Here is a 19,211-nt window from a genome sequence, read left to right on the forward strand (position 1 = left end):
TGATGTACGTAAATCAAATTTTTTTGGCAGTTGCCAAACGCACATAAAACGGCCGGCATTGGTTTTTCCAAGCCGGCCGTAATTTCATTTCTTTGAACGCTCAGTGGCCTCCGCCGCCACCGCCCTGAGGTGCCGGCTTCTTGATCATCGCGACGCCGAGGATCATGGCCATGAAAAGTACCGTCAGGATCAGGAATACGTCACTGAAGGAGAGGATGATCGCCTGTTTGGTGGCAAGCCCGACCATCTGCTTGATGGCAACCGACGCCCCGTCCATGCCATAGGAATTGAAGTTGGCAGTCAGGTTGTTGATCTGGTCGACCGCGGCCGGATTTCCCCAGTCAATGTTTTCGCGCAGGCGCTCATAGTGCACGTCCTGCCGATTGGTCAGCACCGTATTGATCACCGCAAGGCCGACAGCCCCGCCGAGGTTACGAGTCAGGTTGAACAGTCCGGACGCACCACGAATACGTGAAGGCGGCATCGTGCCGAGCGCGATGTTGTTGATTGGCACCATGCACATCATCAACCCGAAGCCGCGCAGGATCTGCGGGATGAGGAGCTCGTAGAAATCCCAGTCATCCGTCAGATGTGTCATGATGAAGGTACCGGCCGCGAAGCTGGTAAAGCCGATTGCCATCATCAGGCGCAGGTCCATCTTTGTCGACAACCGGCCAGCGATCGGTGCGGTGAGGAACATCGCAAGCCCAGAGACGAACATGGTCTCGCCGATCATCAGCGAATCGTAGCCGCGGATGCGCCCCAGATAGACCGGGTAGATATAGGTGAGGCCGTATAGCCCGATCCCCATGACGAATGAGAACACGGAACCGAAGGAGAAATTCCTGTTGGTAAAGGCCCTGAGGTCGACGACGGGAAAGTCCACGGTGAAGGCGCGATAGAAGAAGATGATCGCGCCTGCCGCGGAAGCCACAGCACCGGCGACGATATAGTCATCGTTGAACCAGTCGTTCGAACTGCCTTCCTCCAGCACGTATTCCAGTGCGCCGAGGAAGATGCCCATGGAGAGGAGCCCCCACCAGTCGAATTTCCTGAAGAGCGACAGTTCCGGTTTGTCGAAATCGATGAAATTCCAGGTGACGGTCGCCACCACAATGCCGGGAATGACGTTGACGAGAAACAGCCAGTGCCACGAGAAGGCGTGACTGAGATAACCGCCGACGGTCGGGCCGATCGTCGGCGCAAGCGTGGCGATCAGGCCGATGATCGGCGAGACGATGCTGCGCTTCGACGGCGGGAAGATGGTGAAGGCTGCCGCAAAGACCGATGGGATCATGCCGCCGCCGATAAAGCCCTGGATGGCGCGGTAGACTATCATCTGGTCGATGTTCGTTGCCGTTGCGCAGAGCACGCTCGACAGCGTGAAACCGGCAGCTGAGATCGCGAAAAGGTAGCGTGTCGAGATGATGCGCGCGAGAGTGCCCGACAGCGGAATCATGATGACTTCCGCAATCAGGTAGGACGTCTGCACCCAGCCGATCTCATCCGAGCCGGCGGAAAGGCCGGCCTGAATTTCCGCGAGCGATGCAGAGACGATCTGGATGTCGAGGATCGACATGAACATGCCAAGCACCATCGCAAAGAACGCGATGAGCTTGCGCGGGTCCATTCGCTCTTCGGCACCGGCGCCCGGAATGGCTCCTGCTGTAGCGGTGGTGGTAGCCATTGGCCCTACTCCGGCTGGCTGATCACTTTGCTGCCTGCTCTGCAGCCGGCGCCGTGCGGGTATCGACATCGACGACGACGCTCAGACCGGCGCGCAGACGGCCGCTGTTAAGCGCATCCTGAGACAGGGCAATGCGGACCGGGACGCGCTGGATGATCTTGGTGAAATTGCCCGTCGCATTCTCCGGCGGCAGCAGCGAGAAGACCGAGCCGGAAGCCGGCGAAATCGACTCCACGGTGCCGACGATCGGATGATCGTCGTAGGCATCGACATGCACGTTGACTCTAGAGCCTGGAACCAGGTGCTGGATCTGCGTTTCCTTGAAATTGGCGTCGATATAGAGCTGACGCACTGGAACGAGCGCCATCAGACGCTGCCCCGGCGAAACGAGGTCGCCTTCCTGAACCGAACGGTTGCCGACGACGCCATCATAAGGCGCCTTGAGGACAGTGAAGGAGAGGTCACGGGCAGCCTTGTCCCGCTGAAGTTCGAGCGTGCGGACCGAACCTTCGGCTTCCTTGCGCTGCGCTTCGAGAATGGCGATGTTGGCTTCCGATGACTTGATGCTGGCATCTCCGCCGATGAGATTGGCCTTGGCCTGGTCGAGAGCGATGTTGGCGTTGTCGAGATCGGCTGTCGTGCCGACCGCTTTCGCCTGAAGCTCCGACTGCCGCTTTTGAGTGATCTCGGCGCCGCGAACCGCTGCCTCGAGAGCGACCTTGGAAGCCTGCGCCTGCGCAAGCGCCGCCTTGGCGCCCTCGATCTGCGCGTCGATACGGCTCAGCGACAGCTTTTCAGTCGCGATCTGGGCTTCGGCCTGTTCGAGCGCATTCTGATAATCGCCATTGTCGAGCGTGGCGAGCACGTCACCGGCCTTCACCTGCTGGTTGGCGAAGACGTTCACCTTGGCGACATAGCCGGTGACCTTCGGCGAGATCGTTGCGATATCGCCTTCGATATAGGCGTCATCGGTCGAGACCATGAAGCGGCCGTTCGTCCACCATTCGTAGCCGTACCATGCACCGCCTGCGAGGAGGGCAAGCGCAATGACCGGCAGCGCCAGGCTGCGGCGCTTCTTCTTTTCCTCGACCTTGCCATCAGGCATCGCCTCAACGCTCTGCACCTGCGGAGCGCCGCGAGCCTCCGCGGTGGGGGCGTCCGCGGAGGCTACGGCTTCCGGCTTGGCCGCTTCGGCCTCGGCGGAATCGCTAACAATGCGTGCAACATTGGTTTTCTGACTGGACGACATGAACAGATACCGGGTAAACGAGTGATAATGATCGAACTGAACGGTTCGGTTCAGTTGACATAGAGCCTTTTTAAAGCCATATCAAGTCACATCGAACCGCGCGGTTCGATTTTTGCTAAAGAATCTTCGCGAGTGCGAACGTGGTTAAGGAGACGATGACAGAGGTTTTCAAAGATTCCGTCGTAGAAGCCCCGGCTGCGAGCGGCCGATGGGCGGCGGGAGAGGATCCGGCAAAGCGCAAACAGATCCTCGAAGGAGCCAAGCGTGTCTTCATGAAACTCGGTTTCGATGCCGCGAGCATGAACGACGTGACGCGCGAGGCAGGTGTTTCAAAAGGAACGCTCTACGTCTACTTCGCGAACAAGGAAGAACTTTTTACCGCGATGATGGAGACCGAGCGCGCCGCCTTTGTCGCCAGCGTGCGTGCGGCTCTCAATGCAAATCCTGACCCGGATACGGCTCTTTATGATTTCGGCATGACCTTCGTCCGGCACACGACCGAAGAAAAGGTCATCAATGCTATACGCACCGTCATCGGGGTGCGCGACCGCATGCCGCACCTCTGTCAACGCTTCTTCACCGGCCCCGAGAACATCCGGACCGTCCTCACCGACTATCTGAAGACGCAGGTCGCCGCCGGGCATTTTGTGATCGAGGATGTCGAACTCGCGGCGCGCCAGTTCCTGGAACTTTGCGGCGGAGGCTTCTTCAAGCTACGCCTCTTGGGCGACATGGCGGGTCCTCCCTCCGAAGAAGAGATGAGCCGTATCATCCGCGGCGCGATCCGCGTTTTCCTTGCGGCTTACGGCACTCACCAGAACCGGTCGGCCTAAACGCCTTCGATTTCGCCCGGCGTCGCACTAAAATCCAACAATAGCGATCAAGCCCTGCCTCGCGGGCGGCAATACCGCGATTCCCTCGCTTTGGCAGAAGTTAAATACCTATTTCGGCGGCAATATTCCCGGCCAGCGCGGTATCGCCGCCTATGGCATCTGCACGCATATCGAAGGAGAAGCCGAGAAGTTCCGCTATGTGGCAGGTGCCGAAGTCACAGACACGGGCGACCTGCGGGAGGGTTTTACTACGCAGGTGCCAAGTCAGCGCTACACTGTCGTCACCCATCGCGGTCACGTTTCCGCTATTCCGGCAACGATGCATCATACCTTGGGATTTGGCTCCCCTCCTCGGGTCTGCAGCACGCCGAGATGCCGGACATGTTCGGGCGTTACGACGAGCATTTTGATCCCCATACCGGCATGGGCGTCACGGAAGTCTGGATACGGGTGAGGGAATAAAAGCCTTCCCGCTTTCGTATATCCCCCTGCGCGCTTGTTTCTTGGCGCCTTCACCTTAAATTGCGGGGCGTCAGATTTGATGGCGCGAGGAAAAATATCGATATGCAAGATATCATGATGCTTGTTCAGGATCCGGCAGCCTGGGTGGCTCTGGTGACCCTGGTTGTCATGGAAGTCGTTCTCGGTATCGACAACCTGATCTTCATTTCCATTCTCACCAATAAGTTGCCGGTCGAGCATCGTGACAAGGCCCGCAAGGTGGGCATCAGCCTCGCGCTCGTCATGCGTCTTGCATTGCTTGGCACCGTGGCTTGGATCGTCCAGCTCACCACGCCTGTTTTCGAGGCTTTCGGTCACGGCTTCTCGTGGAAGGACATGATTCTGATTGCCGGCGGGTTGTTCCTCGTATGGAAGGCCACCAAGGAAATCCACCACAGTGTCGATCCGGAGGATCACAACGAGGATTTCATCGCGAGTTCGGCGACGACGGGATTTGCGGCGGCGATCGGCCAGATCCTGCTACTCGATCTTGTTTTCTCGGTGGACAGCATCATCACCGCTGTCGGCATGACGCCGCACCTGCCGATCATGATCATCGCGGTCATCTCAGCGGTGACAGTAATGCTGTTTGCAGCAGCGCCGCTTGCAAATTTCATCGAGAAGAACCCAACGATCGTCATGCTGGCGCTCGCCTTCCTTTTGATGATTGGCACGACGCTGATCGCCGATGGCATGGGTTTCCATGTGCCGAAGGGCTATGTCTATGCCGCCATGGCCTTCTCGGCGCTGGTCGAAATCTTGAATATGTTCGCGAGAAACGCCCGAATGCGGAAGAAGGCCGGCGGGCATTGACGAAATTGAAGCGGGGCGCGGCAACACCGCGCCCTTTGCTTTTGTTCAGCCAGCCCTGACGAGTTTCCTGTCGATCGCCGACACCAGCCGCTGATCCTCTGCCGTGATATCCGGCGCGAAGCGGGCGACGACCTTCCCACTGCGGCCAGCGGTGGTCAGACGCTGATAGAGCGGGTGCGTATCTTCGCCTTGGCCGGGAAGGCCGCGATAACGAAGCCGCGCTCGCGCTTGTCTTCACAGCGCTTTTCGAGGCCGTCATATTGTTTGGTCAAGCCGCATTTCGAGGCAACGTTGACGACCAGCATCACCTTGCCGCGATAGTCGCTCAGCGTCGTTTCACGGCCATCGGCCAACTTTGCCGATACGTTCAAAAGATCAGTCATAGCCATTCTCCAGCTCGAATCCCGAAGCGAAAACGATACCCGCACCTTCGTTTGTCCAGCGGGTTGATGGTCCGCATAGTGGGCAAATCATCTCAAAGCAGCTAGTTTGCATGCGAAGGACAGCACATTCTATGGGGGGAGGAACCGTGCGGGAAGTGCTTGTAGCGGCCTTGGTTTTCGCCTGCCTCGTGATCGCTTCGCTCGGAACGATGCTGGGCTATTCGAAGTTGCCTGCACATCACCGCCAGGATGAAACCAACACTGTCGTCCGGCTGGTCGCCAATATTTTCGTTGTGATGACCTCCCTCGTATTCGGGCTGATGATCAACTCGGCGAAGAACACATTCGAAGCACTTGACAACAACGTTCATTCCTTCGCTACCGAGATCATTCTTCTCGATCGAACGTTGCGCACCTATGGCCTCGAAGCTCATGACGCCCGACAAAGTCTTGTTGCCTATGTCGAAAAAGCATTGACCAATACGGCGCGTATCGACGGCTCGCTCGTCAGAAGCGATCGGGCGTCGGAACTAGCCCTAAACGGCGTAGGCGATCGTTTGTCGGTGATCAGTCCTATCGATGCCGGTCATGTCGCTCTGTGGGATAACGCACGCCAGCAATATCAGAAGATCGTCGAGCAGCGATGGGTCATCGTCGAGCAGTCGGAAGGGGTCATCCCCCTACCTATCATCTGCATGCTCGCTGCCTGGCTTACCCTGATCTTTGCGAGCTTCGGCTACCGGGCACCCAAGAATATCATTGTTGCCGCAATGTTCGTCATGTCTGCGCTGCTTATTTCGGCCTCGCTGTATCTCGTCCTGGATATGGACATCCCCTTTGCGGGATTGATCCAGATTTCCGATGCACCACTTCAGCGGGCACTTGCCGAAATAAAGAGCTAGGAAGGTGGCAGGAACATTGATCGCGCCGCCGCATTGATAAGCCACGCAAGCGTCACATTTACTGTCCGAGGGCGGATCTTCTTCCGCCGATCGGTCCGAGTCCTGGAGCAGCATGACTACTGCGCAGATTCTCGCCTTCGGCGTTATTGGCCTGATGATGGCAATCTTCATCTGGGACCGGTTCCGCTATGATCTCGTTGCCTGTTGCGCGCTGGTATTGGCCATCGCAGTGGGCATTGTTCCCTTCGACAAGGCCTTTTCCGGCTTCAGCGACGAGATCGTCATCATCGTCGGTAGCGCGCTGATGGTAAGTGCGGGCGTAGCGCGTTCCGGCGTCGTCGACAACGCCATCAAACGCTTCTTCCCGAACCTCGACAAACTGCATCTGCAGTTGGCGCTTCTTCTGATCGTCGTCGCAGTGCTTTCCGCCTTCATCAAGAATATCGGTGCGCTGGCGATCATGATTCCCGTCGCGTTCCAGTTCTCAAGGAAAACTGGCAAGTCGCCCTCGCTCTACCTGATGCCGATGAGCTTCGCGGCCTTGCTCGGCGGCCTGATGACGCAGATCGGCACCTCACCGAACATCGTCGTATCGCGGCTGCGTGACGAGATCACCGGCACCCCCTTTACCATGTTCGATTTCACGCCCGTCGGCGCAACGCTAACGCTCGTCGGCGTCGCGTTCTTGATCTTCTTTTATTGGCTGGTGCCCGAACGGCAGAACGAGAATCCAACGCTGGAAGAAGCGCTCGATCTGAAGACCTACTTTTCCGAGGCGAGCGTGGTCGAGGGTTCCAGCTTCGATGGGAGGGCGCTCAACGAGATCCTGCAGTTGGGTGATGGAGAAGTCGTGGCGACAGCGATCCTTCGAGGCCATGCCCGGATGTCGCCCTTTCCGGATATCACGCTTAGGGCCGGCGACACCATCCTGCTTGAGGGAAGACCAGAAGTCCTCGATCGTGTCGTTTCCAACGCCAAGTTGAGGCTCTCGGGAAAGCAGATGCCGCAGATGAGGGCGGAAGGCGACGTCACGTCAATTGAAGCCGTCATTTCGGCGGAATCGTCGCTCATTGGCTGGTCGGCGCGCCAGCTTTCACTCTTCAACCGGCGGCGCATCAACCTGCTGGCCGTGAGCCGCCATGGCCATCGTCTGACCGAGCGGCTAAGTGAGGTCACATTGCGCGCGGGCGACGTTGTGGTGCTTCAGGGAAGCCGAAAGAACCTGCCGGGCTTTCTGCAGGAATTCTCGTGCCTGCCGTTGGCGCAGCGCGATATCATGCTAGGCACGCAGCGCCGCGCCTTTATGCCGATCCTCATCCTTGTCGCGGCCATGGGTGTGACTGCCGCAGGGCTCGCCCCGGTTTCCGTTGCCTTCTTCTGCGCGGCCCTTTCCATGGTCATCTTCCGCGTGATCCCTTTGGCCGAGATATACAAATCGCTTGATGGGCCAATTCTCATCATGCTGGCGGCGCTCATTCCCGTCTCGGACTCCCTGAGGACGACGGGCGGCAGCGAGCTGATCGCCGGGTGGCTTGGTCACTTTGCGACCCAGATGCCGCCTTCCGGAGCGCTTGCGCTAATCCTCATAACGGCGATGGCGATAACACCCTTCCTCAACAATGCGGCAACCGTGCTTGTCATGGCACCGATCGCCGCGAGCTTCGCGCAGACGCTAGGGTACAGGCCGGAAGCCTTCCTAATGGCGGTTGCGATCGGCGCAGGCTGCGATTTCCTCACGCCGATTGGTCATCAGTGTAATACGCTGGTCTTCGGCCCCGGTGGCTACCGGTTCAGCGACTATCCGCGCCTTGGCTTGCCGCTCTCCTTCATCATCATTCTCGTCAGCGTGCCGATGCTTCTCCACGTCTGGCCTGTCCACTGAGGCAGGGTACTGCCCATTTTCCTTGACGTGCGCGGTCGAATATGGCCTTAAGGCCAGCCAAACGGACAATCGGCGGATGAACTGGGCAGAATGCCCTTATCCGGCCGGTTTCCTGATCCAGTAACCTGCATTCTTCCGCCGAACGTCGCTTTCGCCAAGGAAAGCCGTCCGGCATTCATTTGACGGGCACATAAAATGACAGCTTCCGGCGTCCGCGTCCGCATCGCTCCCTCGCCGACCGGCGAGCCGCATGTCGGCACCGCTTACATCGCTCTCTTCAATTACCTTTTCGCCAAGAAGCACGGCGGCGAGTTCATTCTGCGCATCGAGGATACCGATGCGACGCGCTCGACCCCCGAATTCGAAAAGAAGGTGCTGGACGCGCTGAAATGGTGTGGGCTGAAGTGGTCGGAAGGCCCGGATGTCGGCGGCCCTTATGGCCCGTACCGCCAGAGCGACCGCAAGCATATCTACGGCGAATATGTCGAGAAGATCGTTGCTGCTGGCCACGGCTTCCGTTGTTTCTGCACGCCGGAGCGCCTGGAAAAGATGCGCGAGGCGCAGCGCGCTGCCAACCTGCCGCCGAAGTATGACGGGCACTGCCTGAACCTTTCGGCCGAGGAAGTCAGCTCGCGCATGACAGCGGGCGAACCCTCCGTCGTGCGTATGAAGATCCCTACCGAGGGTTCCTGCAAATTTACCGACGGCGTCTATGGCGACGTGGAAATCCCGTGGGATGCGGTGGACATGCAAGTTCTGCTCAAGGCAGATGGCATGCCGACCTATCACATGGCAAACGTCGTCGACGACCACCTGATGAAGATCACCCACGTCGCCCGCGGCGAGGAGTGGCTGGCATCGGTTCCGAAACACATCCTGATCTACCGGTATCTCGGCCTTGAGCCGCCCGTGTTCATGCATCTGTCGCTGATGCGCAATGCCGACAAGTCGAAGCTGTCGAAGCGCAAAAACCCGACCTCGATCTCTTACTACACCGCACTCGGCTATATCCCCGAGGCGCTGATGAACTTCCTCGGCCTGTTCTTCGTCCAGATCGCCGAAGGCGAAGAGCTGATGACGATGGACGAACTCACCGAAAAGTTCGATCCGGAGAACCTCTCAAAGGCCGGCGCAATCTTCGATATCCAGAAACTCGATTGGCTGAACGGCCGCTGGATCCGCGAGAAGCTTTCGGAAGAGGAATTCCAGCACCGCGTTCTGCACTGGGCGATGGAAAACGATCGCCTGAAGGCAGGGCTTGCGCTCTCACAGTCGCGCATCTCCAAGCTCGGCGAATTGCCGGACCTCATGGGTTTCCTGTTCAAATCGGACCTGAACCTTGATCCGTCCGCTTTTGCTAAGATCAAGTCGCCGCCGGAAGAGATCCTGGAGATCCTCAACACGGTGCAGCCGGACCTCGAAAAGATCCTCGAATGGAACGTCGAGTCGATCGAAGCCGAGCTGCGTGCCGTTGCCGACCGCATCGGCAAGAAGCTGAAGGTGGTCGTCGCACCGCTTTTCGTTGCCATCTCCGGCTCGTCGCGTTCGCTGCCCCTCTTCGATTCCATGGCGATCCTCGGCCGCGCGGTCGTGCGGCAACGGCTGAAACTGGCGTCGCAGGCAGTCGCCTCCCTCGTCGGCCCGAAGAACTGAACCGGACGTTTGCATCATGACTGAAAAGACCGAAACAGCGACCCTTTCCTCCGACGCAACGGAAGTCCGCGCCCAGAAGCTGAAGCTGCTGCGCGAACAGGTCGGCGATGTCTATCCGGCGCATTTCCACCGGACGATCACCAATGCCGAACTTACTGCGAAATACGAGGACCTGGAGCCAGACACCGAGACGCAGGATGTCGTCACCGTTGCCGGCCGCGTCTATTCCTCGCGCAACTCCGGCATGTTCATGGATATCCATGACGCCTCCGGCAAAATCCAGATTTTCAGCCACAAGGATGTGACGGGCGAAGAAGCTCGCGCGCTGCTGCCGATGATCGACATTGGCGACATCATCGGTGTGACTGGCGTCGTCCGCCGCACCAAGCGCGGCGAACTGACGATCAACGCTCAGCAGATCACCATGCTGACCAAGTCGCTGCTGCCGATGCCCGAGAAGTGGCATGGCCTCTCTGACATCGAGCTGCGCTACCGCAAGCGCCACCTCGACATCATGACCAACGAGGAATCCAAGCTCCGCTTCCAGCAACGTTCGAAGATCGTCTCCGGGATCCGCCGCTTCATGGAGAACGACGGCTTCATGGAAGTCGAGACGCCGATGTTGCAGTCGGTCTATGGCGGTGCAACAGCCGAGCCATTCAAGACGCATCACAACGCGCTGAAGCTCGACATGTACCTGCGCATTGCGCCGGAACTCTTTCTGAAGCGCACGCTCGTCTCGGGTCTCACCGACAAGGTATTCGAGATCAACCGCAACTTCCGCAACGAAGGCGTCTCGACAAGGCACAATCCCGAATTCACCATGATGGAGTGCTACTGGGCCTACGCCGACTACGAGGACATGATGGACCTCGTGGAACGCCTGTTCGCCGAACTCGCGATTTCCATCCATGGCAGCACGGAATTCACCTTCGTCGACAAGCAGATCTCCTTCAAGGGTCCGTTCCGCCGCGTGCCGATGCCCGATGCCGTTAAGGAAGCAACCGGCATCGACTTCCTGGCAATCAAGACCGATGAGGAAGCCCGCGCCGCCACAAGGGCGGCTGGTTTCGAAATTGAAAAGGACGCGACCTGGGGCGAATGCCTCGCCTTCATCTTCGAGGAGAAGGTCGAAAGCACACTGATTCAGCCCGCGCACGTCACGCATTTCCCGAAGGACATCTCGCCCTTCGCCAAAGAAGTGCCGGGCGAGCCGCGCCTCGTCGAGCGTTTCGAGACCTATTGCAACGCTTGGGAACTCGGCAATGCCTTCTCGGAGCTCAACGACCCGGAAGAGCAGCGCAAGCGCATGGTCGAGCAGTTGGAGCAGGCACACGCGCGCGGCGAGAAAGAAAAGCAGCTGGACGACGAATTCCTCGATGCGATCGACCAAGGCATGCCGCCGGCAGGCGGTCTCGGCATCGGCGTCGACCGCCTGATCATGCTGCTTACGAATTCACCTTCGATCCGCGACATCATCCTCTTCCCGGCTCGCCGCAGCAAGGCGGACTGAGCGCAAGGCTAGCGAAGATAAGCAGATTCAAAAAGGCAGGCGGCCGGTGGTTGCCCGCCTTTTGCATGTGAGTGATCTAATGGCCGGAAGCTGGAGCAGCCTTGCCGCTTTCTGGCGAAGAAGCGGTTTCGCCTTCCGGTGATGCGTCCACCTCGCCGTCCTTCATCTTGCTCTCGCTTTCGGTTGCGGCGACGGCGGTCGGATCGATACAATCGGAGCGTTGCTTGAAGGAGGCGCTAAGCGCCTGGATCTCTTCGGCTGGCAAGTCGATGCGCTCGCCGAAGAACAGCCCATTCTCGCTCGCCAGACCATCGTAATAGCGGGCAGTATAGGGTTTGCCGTTCAGCCCTTCGACCAACTCGTCGGGATGCGGGATATAGACCACATCTGCGCCGATCGCGCGGCCTCGAATATCCGAACGCAACGTCGGCCCGTTCTCATCGAGAACCACAACCTGCACCAGATCGGGCTTTTCCTGCTCATAGACGGCTTGCGCGACGCGCAAGGCAGTCTTCACCCGCGTCATGCCGTCGGTCGGTTCGGTCTTGATGTATTTGCGGATCCAGACGCGATCCTGCTTCTTGATGGTCACGAGGTTGACATCGGTGCAGGAGACGCCGTTCAGCTCTTCCAGGGACCGGCCGATAATATTGTCCCTGCCGATATAAAGCGCAGCGCCGCCGGAAGCGCCCGCAAAGAGGGCCATTCCGCCGATCACGACCACCAATTTCCGGGAGGGCCGGAAGATGCGCAGTAAGGCCTTCACGCCAACTGCTCCGCCATCGAAAAAACTCCAACGCAACACATGCCAGTGAAGCTAGTCAAACGACGTTTCGGAATGCTTAAGTGGTCTTCCAAGAAACATACCAATTCGGCTGAAAGACCAAAAAAGGTCCACCACACACTACGCTTGTCATGATCCGTTCGGCCGTGTTCTAAACATGCATGGCCTTCACACTTCGTCAGATCCAGTATTTTGTCGCCGTTGCTGAACAGGGTTCGGTGACGCGCGCTGCGCAGAATCTATCGATCTCGCAATCCTCCGTGACGGAAGCGCTGAAGGAGCTGGAAACCGACCTCGGCGTCGAGCTTTTCGAACGTCACCCGCGCGGGCTGACGATCACGCATAACGGCCATCAATTTCTCCGGCATGCGACAAAAATTCTAGCCAGTGTCTCCGATGCCCGCGCCAGTTTTTCCAGCCTGCAAGGCGCTCTTTCCGGCACACTGAACATCGGCGTCACCTCGCTGGTCGCAGGCTATGTACTTTCCGACCTCCTGGCGCGCTACCGCCGTGCCTGCCCGGGTGTGGAGGTGAGCGCAATCGAAGACAATGGTGGCTATCTCGAGCATCTGCTGGTTGGCGGCGAACTCGATGTTGCGGTCATGGTCATTTCCAACCTCCGCGACCGCATGGCGCTCCAGGCGGAAATTCTCGAGACTTCACCCTATCGTCTCTGGCTGCCGATAGGCCACCCGCTCGTTTCAGCCGACATCATCTCCGTCGCTGACATCGCCCGCGAGCCGCTGATCATGCTGACGGTCGATGAGATCGAAGAGAATACCGGCAAGCTGCTGTCAGCCCTCGGCGCCCGACCGCATGTCGCCTTCCGCACCCGCTCGGTCGAAGCCGTGCGCAGTCTCGTTGCAACAGGCGCCGGCGTCGCCCTACTTCCCGATCTCGTCTACCGCCCCTGGTCGCTGGAAGGCGACCGCATCGAAAGCCGCGACGTATCCGGTTCGCTGCCGGTCGTGCAGGTTGGCATGGTTTGGCGTAAAGGCTCGAGTCTGCCTCAGGCGGCCCGCGATTTCGTCGGCATCGCCGAAGCGATGAGATCCGGCCGTCCGCGATGACGATATCGGAATTTCCGATATCGCCTTTCTGACAAATGAATTTGCGAAACCGGATTTTTCAGCGCACCTTTTCTGCCGGGAACAAAACGCCGCGGCAAGCGGCACCAACCGGGAGACAGGCGATGAAGTATCTTCTGAAGTCGTGCACCACTGCCCTAGCGAGCTTGAGCCTCGTGACGCAGGTTGCCGCTGCCGAACCATTGAAGGCCTTGGGCAAGGGTGAGGGTGCGGTCAGCATCGTCGCCTGGGCCGGTTACATTGAGCGCGGCGAGACCGACAAGAATTACGACTGGGTTACCGATTTTGAAAAGGAGACCGGCTGCAAGGTTTCCGTGAAGACCGCGGCGACCTCGGATGAAATGGTGGCGCTGATGAACGAAGGTGGCTTCGATCTCGTCACCGCTTCGGGCGATGCTTCGCTGCGTCTCGTTGCTGGCAAGCGCGTGCAGCCGATCAATACCGGTCTTATTCCGAGTTGGAAGACAATCGACGAGCGTCTGCAGAACGCGCCGTGGCACACGGTCGGCGACGTTCACTACGGAACCCCGTATGTTTGGGGCCCGAACGTGCTGATGTATAATACCGACGCGTTCAAGGATAAGGCGCCGACCAGCTGGAAGGTGGTCTTCGAGGAAGAAACACTGCCCGACGGCAAGTCCAACAAGGGCCGCGTCCAGGCCTATGACGGACCGATCTACGTCGCCGATGCCGCCCTTTACCTGATGGCGCACAAACCGGAACTCGGCATCAAGGATCCCTATGAGTTGAACGAGGACCAGTACAAGGCAGCTCTCGACCTGCTGCGCGGCCAGCGCAAACTGATCGGCCGCTACTGGCATGATGCTATGATCCAGATCGACGATTTCAAGAACGAGGGCGTTGTCGCCTCCGGTTCCTGGCCGTTCCAGGTCAACCTGCTGCAAGCTGAGAAGCAGAAGATCGCCTCGACCTTTCCGGAGGAAGGTGTGACGGGCTGGGCCGACACCACCATGCTGCACGTCGACAGCGAGCATCCGAATTGCGCCTACATGTGGATGGAGCACTCCCTGTCGCCGAAGGTGCAGGGTGATGTGTCCGCCTGGTTTGGCACGGTGCCCTCCGTTCCGGCCGCCTGCAAGGGCAACGAGTTGCTGACCGATGCCGGCTGCACCACCAACGGCTTCGACCATTTCGACAAGATCAAATTCTGGAAGACGCCCGTCGCCAAGTGCACGACGCAGAGCGAATGCGTGCCGTATCATCGCTGGGTGTCGGACTATATCGGCGTGATCGGCGGGCGGTAAGGAAAGCCCTCTCCAACCCCTCCCCACGGGGGAGGGGCTTGAACGGCAACGTGCTGCCATGTGCCGGCAGATAGCGAACACGGCAATTTACCTCCCTCCCCCTTGTGAGGAGGGTTGTGAGGGGTTGGCTGATGCGCCCGACCTCGTAGACACCATGGAGCCCCAATGACCTACGCCGTCCGTTTCCAGAAGGTTTCGCGCCATTTCGGCCAGGTTCGCGCCGTCGACGGCGTCGATCTCGAAATCGCGCCGGGCGAGTTCTTCGCGATGCTCGGCCCTTCAGGCTCCGGCAAGACCACCTGCCTGCGTCTGATCGCCGGCTTCGAACAGCCGACCGAGGGACATATCCAGATTTTCGGCGAAAAGGCTGAAGGCGTCCCGCCCTACCGCCGCAACGTCAACACCGTCTTCCAGGACTACGCGCTCTTCCCGCATCTCAACATCCTGGACAATGTCGCCTACGGGCTGATGGTCAGGGGTATCGGTAAGGTGGAACGCACCAAGGCGGCTGAGCAAGCGCTCGAGCTGGTGAAGCTTCCAGGCTATGGTATACGTCGTCCGGGCCAGTTGTCCGGCGGACAGCGGCAGCGCGTGGCGCTCGCCCGCGCGCTGGTCAACAAGCCAAAGGTTCTGCTGCTCGACGAGCCGCTCGGCGCGCTTGATCTGAAGCTGCGGGAGCAAATGCAGGAAGAGTTGAAGAGCCTCCAGCGCGCACTCGGCATCACCTTCGTTTTCGTCACCCACGATCAAGGCGAGGCGCTATCCATGGCAGACCGCGTCGCCGTCTTCAATAACGGTGGCACCGTGCAGGAAGGCACGCCGCAGGATATCTATCGCCGTCCGAAGACACGCTTCGTCGCCGATTTCGTCGGTTCCTCGAACGTCATCTCGCCGGATGTGATGACCCTCCTCGGCGGCGAAAGGCGCTGGGCGAGCCTGCGTCCTGAAGCGATTCACATCTCCGGCGACGGCGTTGAGGCAGCGGTCGAAAACACCAGTTTCCTTGGCGCCGCGACTCGCCTGACGGTCGGCATGAGGGGCACGCGCCTGCACGTCACGCTGCCTGCCGGCGTCAATGTGCCGGATATCGGTGCCAGCGTGCGCCTCGCCTGGCAGCCGGCCGACGTGCACTACATGGATGACGCAGCATGACAGCGCTCGCTCTGACAAAGCCCGGCGCTACGACCTCAATCCTGCCTGGGCGCGGCGGTTTCTTCGGTGGACTATCGGACGCGTTTTGGCGCCATCCGAAGCTACTGCTTTTGCTGATGCTGACGCCGCCACTGCTTTGGCTCGGCATCATCTATATCGGCTCGCTGTTCGCACTGCTGCTGCAGAGTTTCTTCTCGATCGACGATTTCTCCGGCTTGGTCAATTACGAGTTCACGCTCGCGACCTATGCTGAGCTTCTGAACCCCACCAATTTCGATATCATCGTCCGTACCGTCGTGATGGCGGCCATGGTGACGATCGCCTCTGCCGTCATCGCCTTCCCGATCGCCTACTACGCAGCGCGCTACGCACAGGGAAAATGGAAGGCCTTCTTCTATCTGGCCGTTATGCTGCCGCTCTGGTCGAGCTATCTCGTCAAGGTTTACGCCTGGAAGCTGATTCTCGCCAAGGAAGGGATCCTCACCTGGATTTTCGCCAAGCTGCACCTCTCCTGGCTGCTCGACAGCATTCTCACGCTGCCGGTCGTCGGCGGCAATTCGCTTTCGGTGAGCTATCTCGGCACCTTCGTCGTTTTCGTCTATATCTGGCTCCCCTACATGATCCTGCCGACGCAGGCCGCCCTCGAGCGCGTGCCTGCAAACCTGATCGAGGCCTCCGCCGATCTCGGCGCCACGCCGAGCCAGACCTTCCGCACGGTGTTGTTCCCGCTGGCGCTGCCCGGCATCGTCGCCGGCTCCATCTTTACCTTCTCGCTGACCCTCGGCGATTACATCATCCCGCAGATCATCGGTTCCTCGCGTCTCTTCATCGGCCAGGCGGTCTATGCGCAGCAGGGCACAGCCGGAAACGTGCCGCTTGCCGCCGCCTTCTCCGTCGTGCCGATCGTCATCATGGCCATCTATCTCTGGATGGCGAAGAAGCAGGGAGCTTTCGATGCGCTCTGATCGCGGACAACGCTCCCCTCTCCTCCTGAAGATCGCAGCTGCCGGCGGCCTGCTTTTCCTGCATCTGCCGATCCTGCTGATCTTCATCTATGCCTTCACCACCGAGGAAAAGAGCTACCAGTGGCCACCGCCCAGCCTGACGACGCAGTGGTTCGACGTGGCCTGGAACCGGCCTGATGTCTGGGCGGCCCTCGGCCTTTCTGTGCAAGTCGCCTGCATCGCCACAGCCATCGCGCTGGTGCTCGGCACGCTCTGCGCCGCTGCCGTCAGCCAGACGAAGTTCTTTGGCCGTGAGGCAATCTCCCTGCTCGTCATCCTGCCAATCGCGCTTCCCGGCATCATCACGGGCATTGCGCTGCGCTCGGCCTTCAGCCTGTTCGACATCCCGTTCTCGGTCTGGACAATCGTACTTGGTCACGCCACTTTCTGCGTTGTGGTCGTATATAACAATGCGGTCGCCCGCTTCCGCCGCACCTCCGGCTCGCTGATCGAGGCCTCGATGGATCTCGGCGCCGACAGCTTCCAGACTTTCCGGCACGTCATCCTGCCGAATATCGGCACGGCGCTGCTTGCTGGCGGCATGCTCGCCTTTGCGTTGTCCTTCGATGAAGTCATCGTCACCACCTTCACCGGCGGCCAGCAATCGACGCTGCCGATTTGGATGCTCGAAGAACTCATCCGACCCCGCCAACGCCCCGTTACCAACGTGGTCGCGATGGCCGTCGTGCTCGTCACTTTCCTGCCGATCCTGGCAGCCTACTACCTCACCCGCGACGGCGACCAGATCGCCGGCGCCGGCAAATGAAAAGGGAGAACATCATGGACACCCAGATGCTGATTGGATCCCGCTTCGAAGCGGGCACGGAAACGGAAGAGCACATCCTGAACCCGAAGACGGGCGAGACGGTGCTGAATCTGCCGGAAGCCTCGCTCGGCCAGATCGATGCCGCCGTGGACGCCGCCGGGAAGGCTTTCAAGAGCTGGTCGCAGACGACACCCGCCGAACGCTCCAGCTATCTGCTGAAGATCGCCGGTGCCATAGAGGAAGACGCACAAGGCTTTGCCACGCTTGAAGCACTGAACTGCGGCAAGCCGATCAACGCCGTGCTCAACGACGAAATCCCGGCAATCGTCGATTGCTACCGTTTCTTTGCCGGAGCTGTCCGCAACCTGCACGGCCCCGTCGCCGGCGCATATCTGCCCGGCCATACCTCGATGATCCGCCGCGACGCGATCGGCATCGTCGGCTCGATCGCCCCCTGGAATTATCCTCTGATGATGATGGCCTGGAAGCTGGCACCCGCGATCGCCGGCGGCAACACCGTCGTCTTCAAGCCTTCCGAACAAACGCCGCTGACGGCTCTGAAGATGGCGAAACTGCTCGCCGATATCCTGCCTGAGGGCGTCGTTAACGTCGTCCTCGGCCGCGGCGAAAGTGTTGGCAATGCGCTGATCAACCACCCAAAGATCGGCATGGTCTCGATCACCGGCGATGTCGCGACCGGCAAGAAGGTGCTGCAGGCCGCCGCAAAGACCGTCAAGCGCACGCATCTGGAACTCGGCGGCAAGGCCCCTGTCATCGTCTTCGACGACGCCGATATCGATGCGGTCGTTTCCGGCATCCGCACCTTCGGTTACTACAATGCCGGCCAGGACTGCACCGCCGCCTGCCGTATCTATGCCGATGCCAAGGTCTACGACAGGTTCGTCGCCGACCTCTCCTCGGCGGTTTCCTCGATTAAGTTCAACCAGGCTGAAGACACCGAAAACGAGATCGGCCCGCTGATCTCCAAGCGCCAGCGTGACCGCGTCGAAAGCTTCGTCACCCGCGCCGCCGAGCACAAGCACATGGAAATCACTGCTGGCGGTAAGACCTCAGGCGACAGGGGGTTCTTCTTCACGCCAACCGTCATTGCCGGCGCCACGCAGGAGGACGAGATCGTCCGTCGCGAAGTCTTCGGCCCTGTCGTCTCCGTGACGCGCTTCAGCGACATCGAGGATGCCGTTGCCTGGGCGAACGACAGCGACTATGGCCTCGCATCCTCCGTCTGGACCAATGATATCAGCCGCGGCATGAAGACGGCTGCGCGCCTGCAATATGGCTGCACCTGGATCAACACGCATTTCATGCTGGTCAACGAGATGCCGCATGGCGGTCTCAAGCAATCCGGCTACGGCAAGGATATGTCGGTCTATGCGCTCGAGGATTACACCGCCGTCCGGCACGTGATGATCAACCATGGTTAAGTAATTTTGACCCGTGTCAGTTGTGACCAAGACCGTCGCAGACAACTGCGGCGGAACAATTTGGTCTTTCCCGCGTCCTCTTCTGTATCCAACACAGAGGAAACCTCCATGCTCAAATGGGCTCTCATATTTCTCGTCATTTCGCTGGTTGCCGGGTTCTTCGGTTTTTCCGGCATCTCCGCCGCCACTGCAACGATCGCGCGTGTCCTTTTCGGCATCGCCCTCGTCATCTTCCTGATCTTCCTGATCCTGGCGCTAATGGCCGGCCAGGCGGTTCTCTAACGCTCATGGCCC

16 protein-coding genes and 2 pseudogenes are annotated in these 19,211 nt (G+C 59.5%); 14 read left to right on the forward strand and 4 right to left on the reverse strand.

All coding sequences use genetic code 11. The features are described 5' to 3' along the window. Positions 1-100 precede the first annotated feature (100 nt). Positions 101-1,687 (reverse strand): DHA2 family efflux MFS transporter permease subunit, encoded by a 1,587-nt coding sequence (locus BN1800_RS05815; RefSeq protein WP_086995366.1) that lies wholly within the window; start codon positions 1,685-1,687, stop codon positions 101-103. 22 nt (positions 1,688-1,709) lie between these two features. Next, entirely contained in the window at positions 1,710-2,936 is a 1,227-nt protein-coding gene (locus tag BN1800_RS05820; RefSeq protein ID WP_086995369.1) for an HlyD family secretion protein, read from the reverse strand. 155 nt (positions 2,937-3,091) lie between these two features. Between BN1800_RS05820 and BN1800_RS05825 the strand changes: the two genes are divergently transcribed. From BN1800_RS05825 to BN1800_RS05835, 3 genes and pseudogenes are all read left to right on the forward strand, one after another. Further along, positions 3,092-3,769 (forward strand): TetR/AcrR family transcriptional regulator, encoded by a 678-nt coding sequence (locus BN1800_RS05825; protein WP_086995372.1) that lies wholly within the window; start codon positions 3,092-3,094, stop codon positions 3,767-3,769. Positions 3,770-3,833: 64 nt separating this feature from the next. Further along, positions 3,834-4,231, forward strand: a pseudogene (locus BN1800_RS05830) (GyrI-like domain-containing protein); the annotation flags it as partial. A gap of 102 nt (positions 4,232-4,333) precedes the next feature. Then, positions 4,334-5,083 carry a TerC family protein gene (locus tag BN1800_RS05835; protein ID WP_027507930.1) on the forward strand — a complete coding sequence of 250 codons (750 nt, stop codon included), beginning with the start codon at positions 4,334-4,336 and terminating at the stop codon, positions 5,081-5,083. Between the two features lie 45 nt (positions 5,084-5,128). On the opposite strand, the pseudogene BN1800_RS05840 reads toward BN1800_RS05835, so the two are convergent. Then, a pseudogene (locus BN1800_RS05840) lies at positions 5,129-5,466 on the reverse strand (hypothetical protein). 131 nt (positions 5,467-5,597) lie between these two features. On the opposite strand from BN1800_RS05840, the gene BN1800_RS05845 reads away from it, so the two are divergent. The 4 genes from BN1800_RS05845 (at position 5,598) to lysS (ending at position 11,416) form a co-directional block, all read left to right on the forward strand. Beyond that, positions 5,598-6,368, forward strand: a complete 771-nt coding sequence (locus BN1800_RS05845; protein WP_086995374.1) for a bestrophin-like domain — start codon at positions 5,598-5,600, stop codon at positions 6,366-6,368. A 112-nt stretch (positions 6,369-6,480) separates the two neighbouring features. After that, a complete protein-coding gene (locus BN1800_RS05850) occupies positions 6,481-8,250 on the forward strand; it encodes an SLC13 family permease (RefSeq protein ID WP_086995377.1) in 1,770 nt (589 codons plus the stop codon). Between the two features lie 195 nt (positions 8,251-8,445). Further along, positions 8,446-9,903, forward strand: a complete 1,458-nt coding sequence (gene gltX, locus BN1800_RS05855; protein ID WP_086995380.1) for a glutamate--tRNA ligase — start codon at positions 8,446-8,448, stop codon at positions 9,901-9,903. 16 nt (positions 9,904-9,919) lie between these two features. Beyond that, positions 9,920-11,416, forward strand: a complete 1,497-nt coding sequence (gene lysS / locus BN1800_RS05860; RefSeq protein WP_086995383.1) for a lysine--tRNA ligase — start codon at positions 9,920-9,922, stop codon at positions 11,414-11,416. Positions 11,417-11,492: 76 nt separating this feature from the next. Here lysS and BN1800_RS05865 read toward each other — a convergent pair whose 3' ends face one another. Continuing rightward, on the reverse strand, positions 11,493-12,182 hold the full coding sequence (locus BN1800_RS05865) for a hypothetical protein (RefSeq protein ID WP_086995386.1): 690 nt from the start codon (positions 12,180-12,182) through the stop codon (positions 11,493-11,495). Positions 12,183-12,361: 179 nt separating this feature from the next. Here BN1800_RS05865 and BN1800_RS05870 point away from each other — a divergent pair, with 179 nt between their 5' ends. The 7 genes from BN1800_RS05870 to BN1800_RS05900 all read left to right on the forward strand — a co-directional run bounded on the left by BN1800_RS05870 (position 12,362) and on the right by BN1800_RS05900 (position 19,199). Beyond that, positions 12,362-13,270 carry a LysR family transcriptional regulator gene (locus tag BN1800_RS05870; RefSeq protein WP_027507924.1) on the forward strand — a complete coding sequence of 303 codons (909 nt, stop codon included), beginning with the start codon at positions 12,362-12,364 and terminating at the stop codon, positions 13,268-13,270. A 122-nt stretch (positions 13,271-13,392) separates the two neighbouring features. Beyond that, positions 13,393-14,553 (forward strand): ABC transporter substrate-binding protein, encoded by a 1,161-nt coding sequence (locus BN1800_RS05875; RefSeq protein WP_086995389.1) that lies wholly within the window; start codon positions 13,393-13,395, stop codon positions 14,551-14,553. 165 nt (positions 14,554-14,718) lie between these two features. Continuing rightward, positions 14,719-15,705, forward strand: coding sequence for an ABC transporter ATP-binding protein (locus tag BN1800_RS05880; RefSeq protein ID WP_086995392.1), 987 nt, complete (start codon positions 14,719-14,721; stop codon positions 15,703-15,705). Then, the gene (locus tag BN1800_RS05885; protein ID WP_086995395.1) at positions 15,702-16,670 is read left to right on the forward strand and encodes an ABC transporter permease; all 969 of its coding nucleotides are present in this window, start codon (positions 15,702-15,704) and stop codon (positions 16,668-16,670) included. The genes BN1800_RS05880 and BN1800_RS05885 overlap by 4 nt, the downstream gene beginning before the upstream one ends. Then, a complete protein-coding gene (locus BN1800_RS05890) occupies positions 16,660-17,475 on the forward strand; it encodes an ABC transporter permease (RefSeq protein WP_086995398.1) in 816 nt (271 codons plus the stop codon). Before BN1800_RS05885 ends, BN1800_RS05890 begins: the two co-directional genes overlap by 11 nt. Before the next feature lie 14 nt (positions 17,476-17,489). Beyond that, positions 17,490-18,917, forward strand: a complete 1,428-nt coding sequence (locus tag BN1800_RS05895) for a gamma-aminobutyraldehyde dehydrogenase (protein ID WP_086995401.1) — start codon at positions 17,490-17,492, stop codon at positions 18,915-18,917. Between the two features lie 108 nt (positions 18,918-19,025). Continuing rightward, positions 19,026-19,199, forward strand: coding sequence for a DUF1328 domain-containing protein (locus BN1800_RS05900; protein ID WP_027507918.1), 174 nt, complete (start codon positions 19,026-19,028; stop codon positions 19,197-19,199). Positions 19,200-19,211: the final 12 nt, after the last annotated feature.

The sequence above is a fragment of the Rhizobium sullae genome (genome assembly GCF_900169785.1).
Classification (GTDB): domain Bacteria; phylum Pseudomonadota; class Alphaproteobacteria; order Rhizobiales; family Rhizobiaceae; genus Rhizobium; species Rhizobium sullae.

Excerpts from the sequence above, each read along its gene's own strand:
- BN1800_RS05815 (WP_086995366.1), bottom strand. The coding sequence starts at position 1,687 with ATGGCTACCACCACCGCTACAGCAGGAGCCATTCCGGGCGCCGGTGCC.
- BN1800_RS05820 (WP_086995369.1), bottom strand. The coding sequence starts at position 2,936 with ATGTCGTCCAGTCAGAAAACCAATGTTGCACGCATTGTTAGCGATTCC.
- BN1800_RS05825 (WP_086995372.1), top strand. The coding sequence starts at position 3,092 with ATGACAGAGGTTTTCAAAGATTCCGTCGTAGAAGCCCCGGCTGCGAGC.
- BN1800_RS05835 (WP_027507930.1), top strand. The coding sequence starts at position 4,334 with ATGCAAGATATCATGATGCTTGTTCAGGATCCGGCAGCCTGGGTGGCT.
- BN1800_RS05845 (WP_086995374.1), top strand. The coding sequence starts at position 5,598 with ATGGGGGGAGGAACCGTGCGGGAAGTGCTTGTAGCGGCCTTGGTTTTC.
- BN1800_RS05850 (WP_086995377.1), top strand. The coding sequence starts at position 6,481 with ATGACTACTGCGCAGATTCTCGCCTTCGGCGTTATTGGCCTGATGATG.
- gltX (WP_086995380.1), top strand. The coding sequence starts at position 8,446 with ATGACAGCTTCCGGCGTCCGCGTCCGCATCGCTCCCTCGCCGACCGGC.
- lysS (WP_086995383.1), top strand. The coding sequence starts at position 9,920 with ATGACTGAAAAGACCGAAACAGCGACCCTTTCCTCCGACGCAACGGAA.
- BN1800_RS05870 (WP_027507924.1), top strand. The coding sequence starts at position 12,362 with ATGGCCTTCACACTTCGTCAGATCCAGTATTTTGTCGCCGTTGCTGAA.
- BN1800_RS05875 (WP_086995389.1), top strand. The coding sequence starts at position 13,393 with ATGAAGTATCTTCTGAAGTCGTGCACCACTGCCCTAGCGAGCTTGAGC.
- BN1800_RS05880 (WP_086995392.1), top strand. The coding sequence starts at position 14,719 with ATGACCTACGCCGTCCGTTTCCAGAAGGTTTCGCGCCATTTCGGCCAG.
- BN1800_RS05885 (WP_086995395.1), top strand. The coding sequence starts at position 15,702 with ATGACAGCGCTCGCTCTGACAAAGCCCGGCGCTACGACCTCAATCCTG.
- BN1800_RS05890 (WP_086995398.1), top strand. The coding sequence starts at position 16,660 with ATGCGCTCTGATCGCGGACAACGCTCCCCTCTCCTCCTGAAGATCGCA.
- BN1800_RS05895 (WP_086995401.1), top strand. The coding sequence starts at position 17,490 with ATGGACACCCAGATGCTGATTGGATCCCGCTTCGAAGCGGGCACGGAA.
- BN1800_RS05900 (WP_027507918.1), top strand. The coding sequence starts at position 19,026 with ATGCTCAAATGGGCTCTCATATTTCTCGTCATTTCGCTGGTTGCCGGG.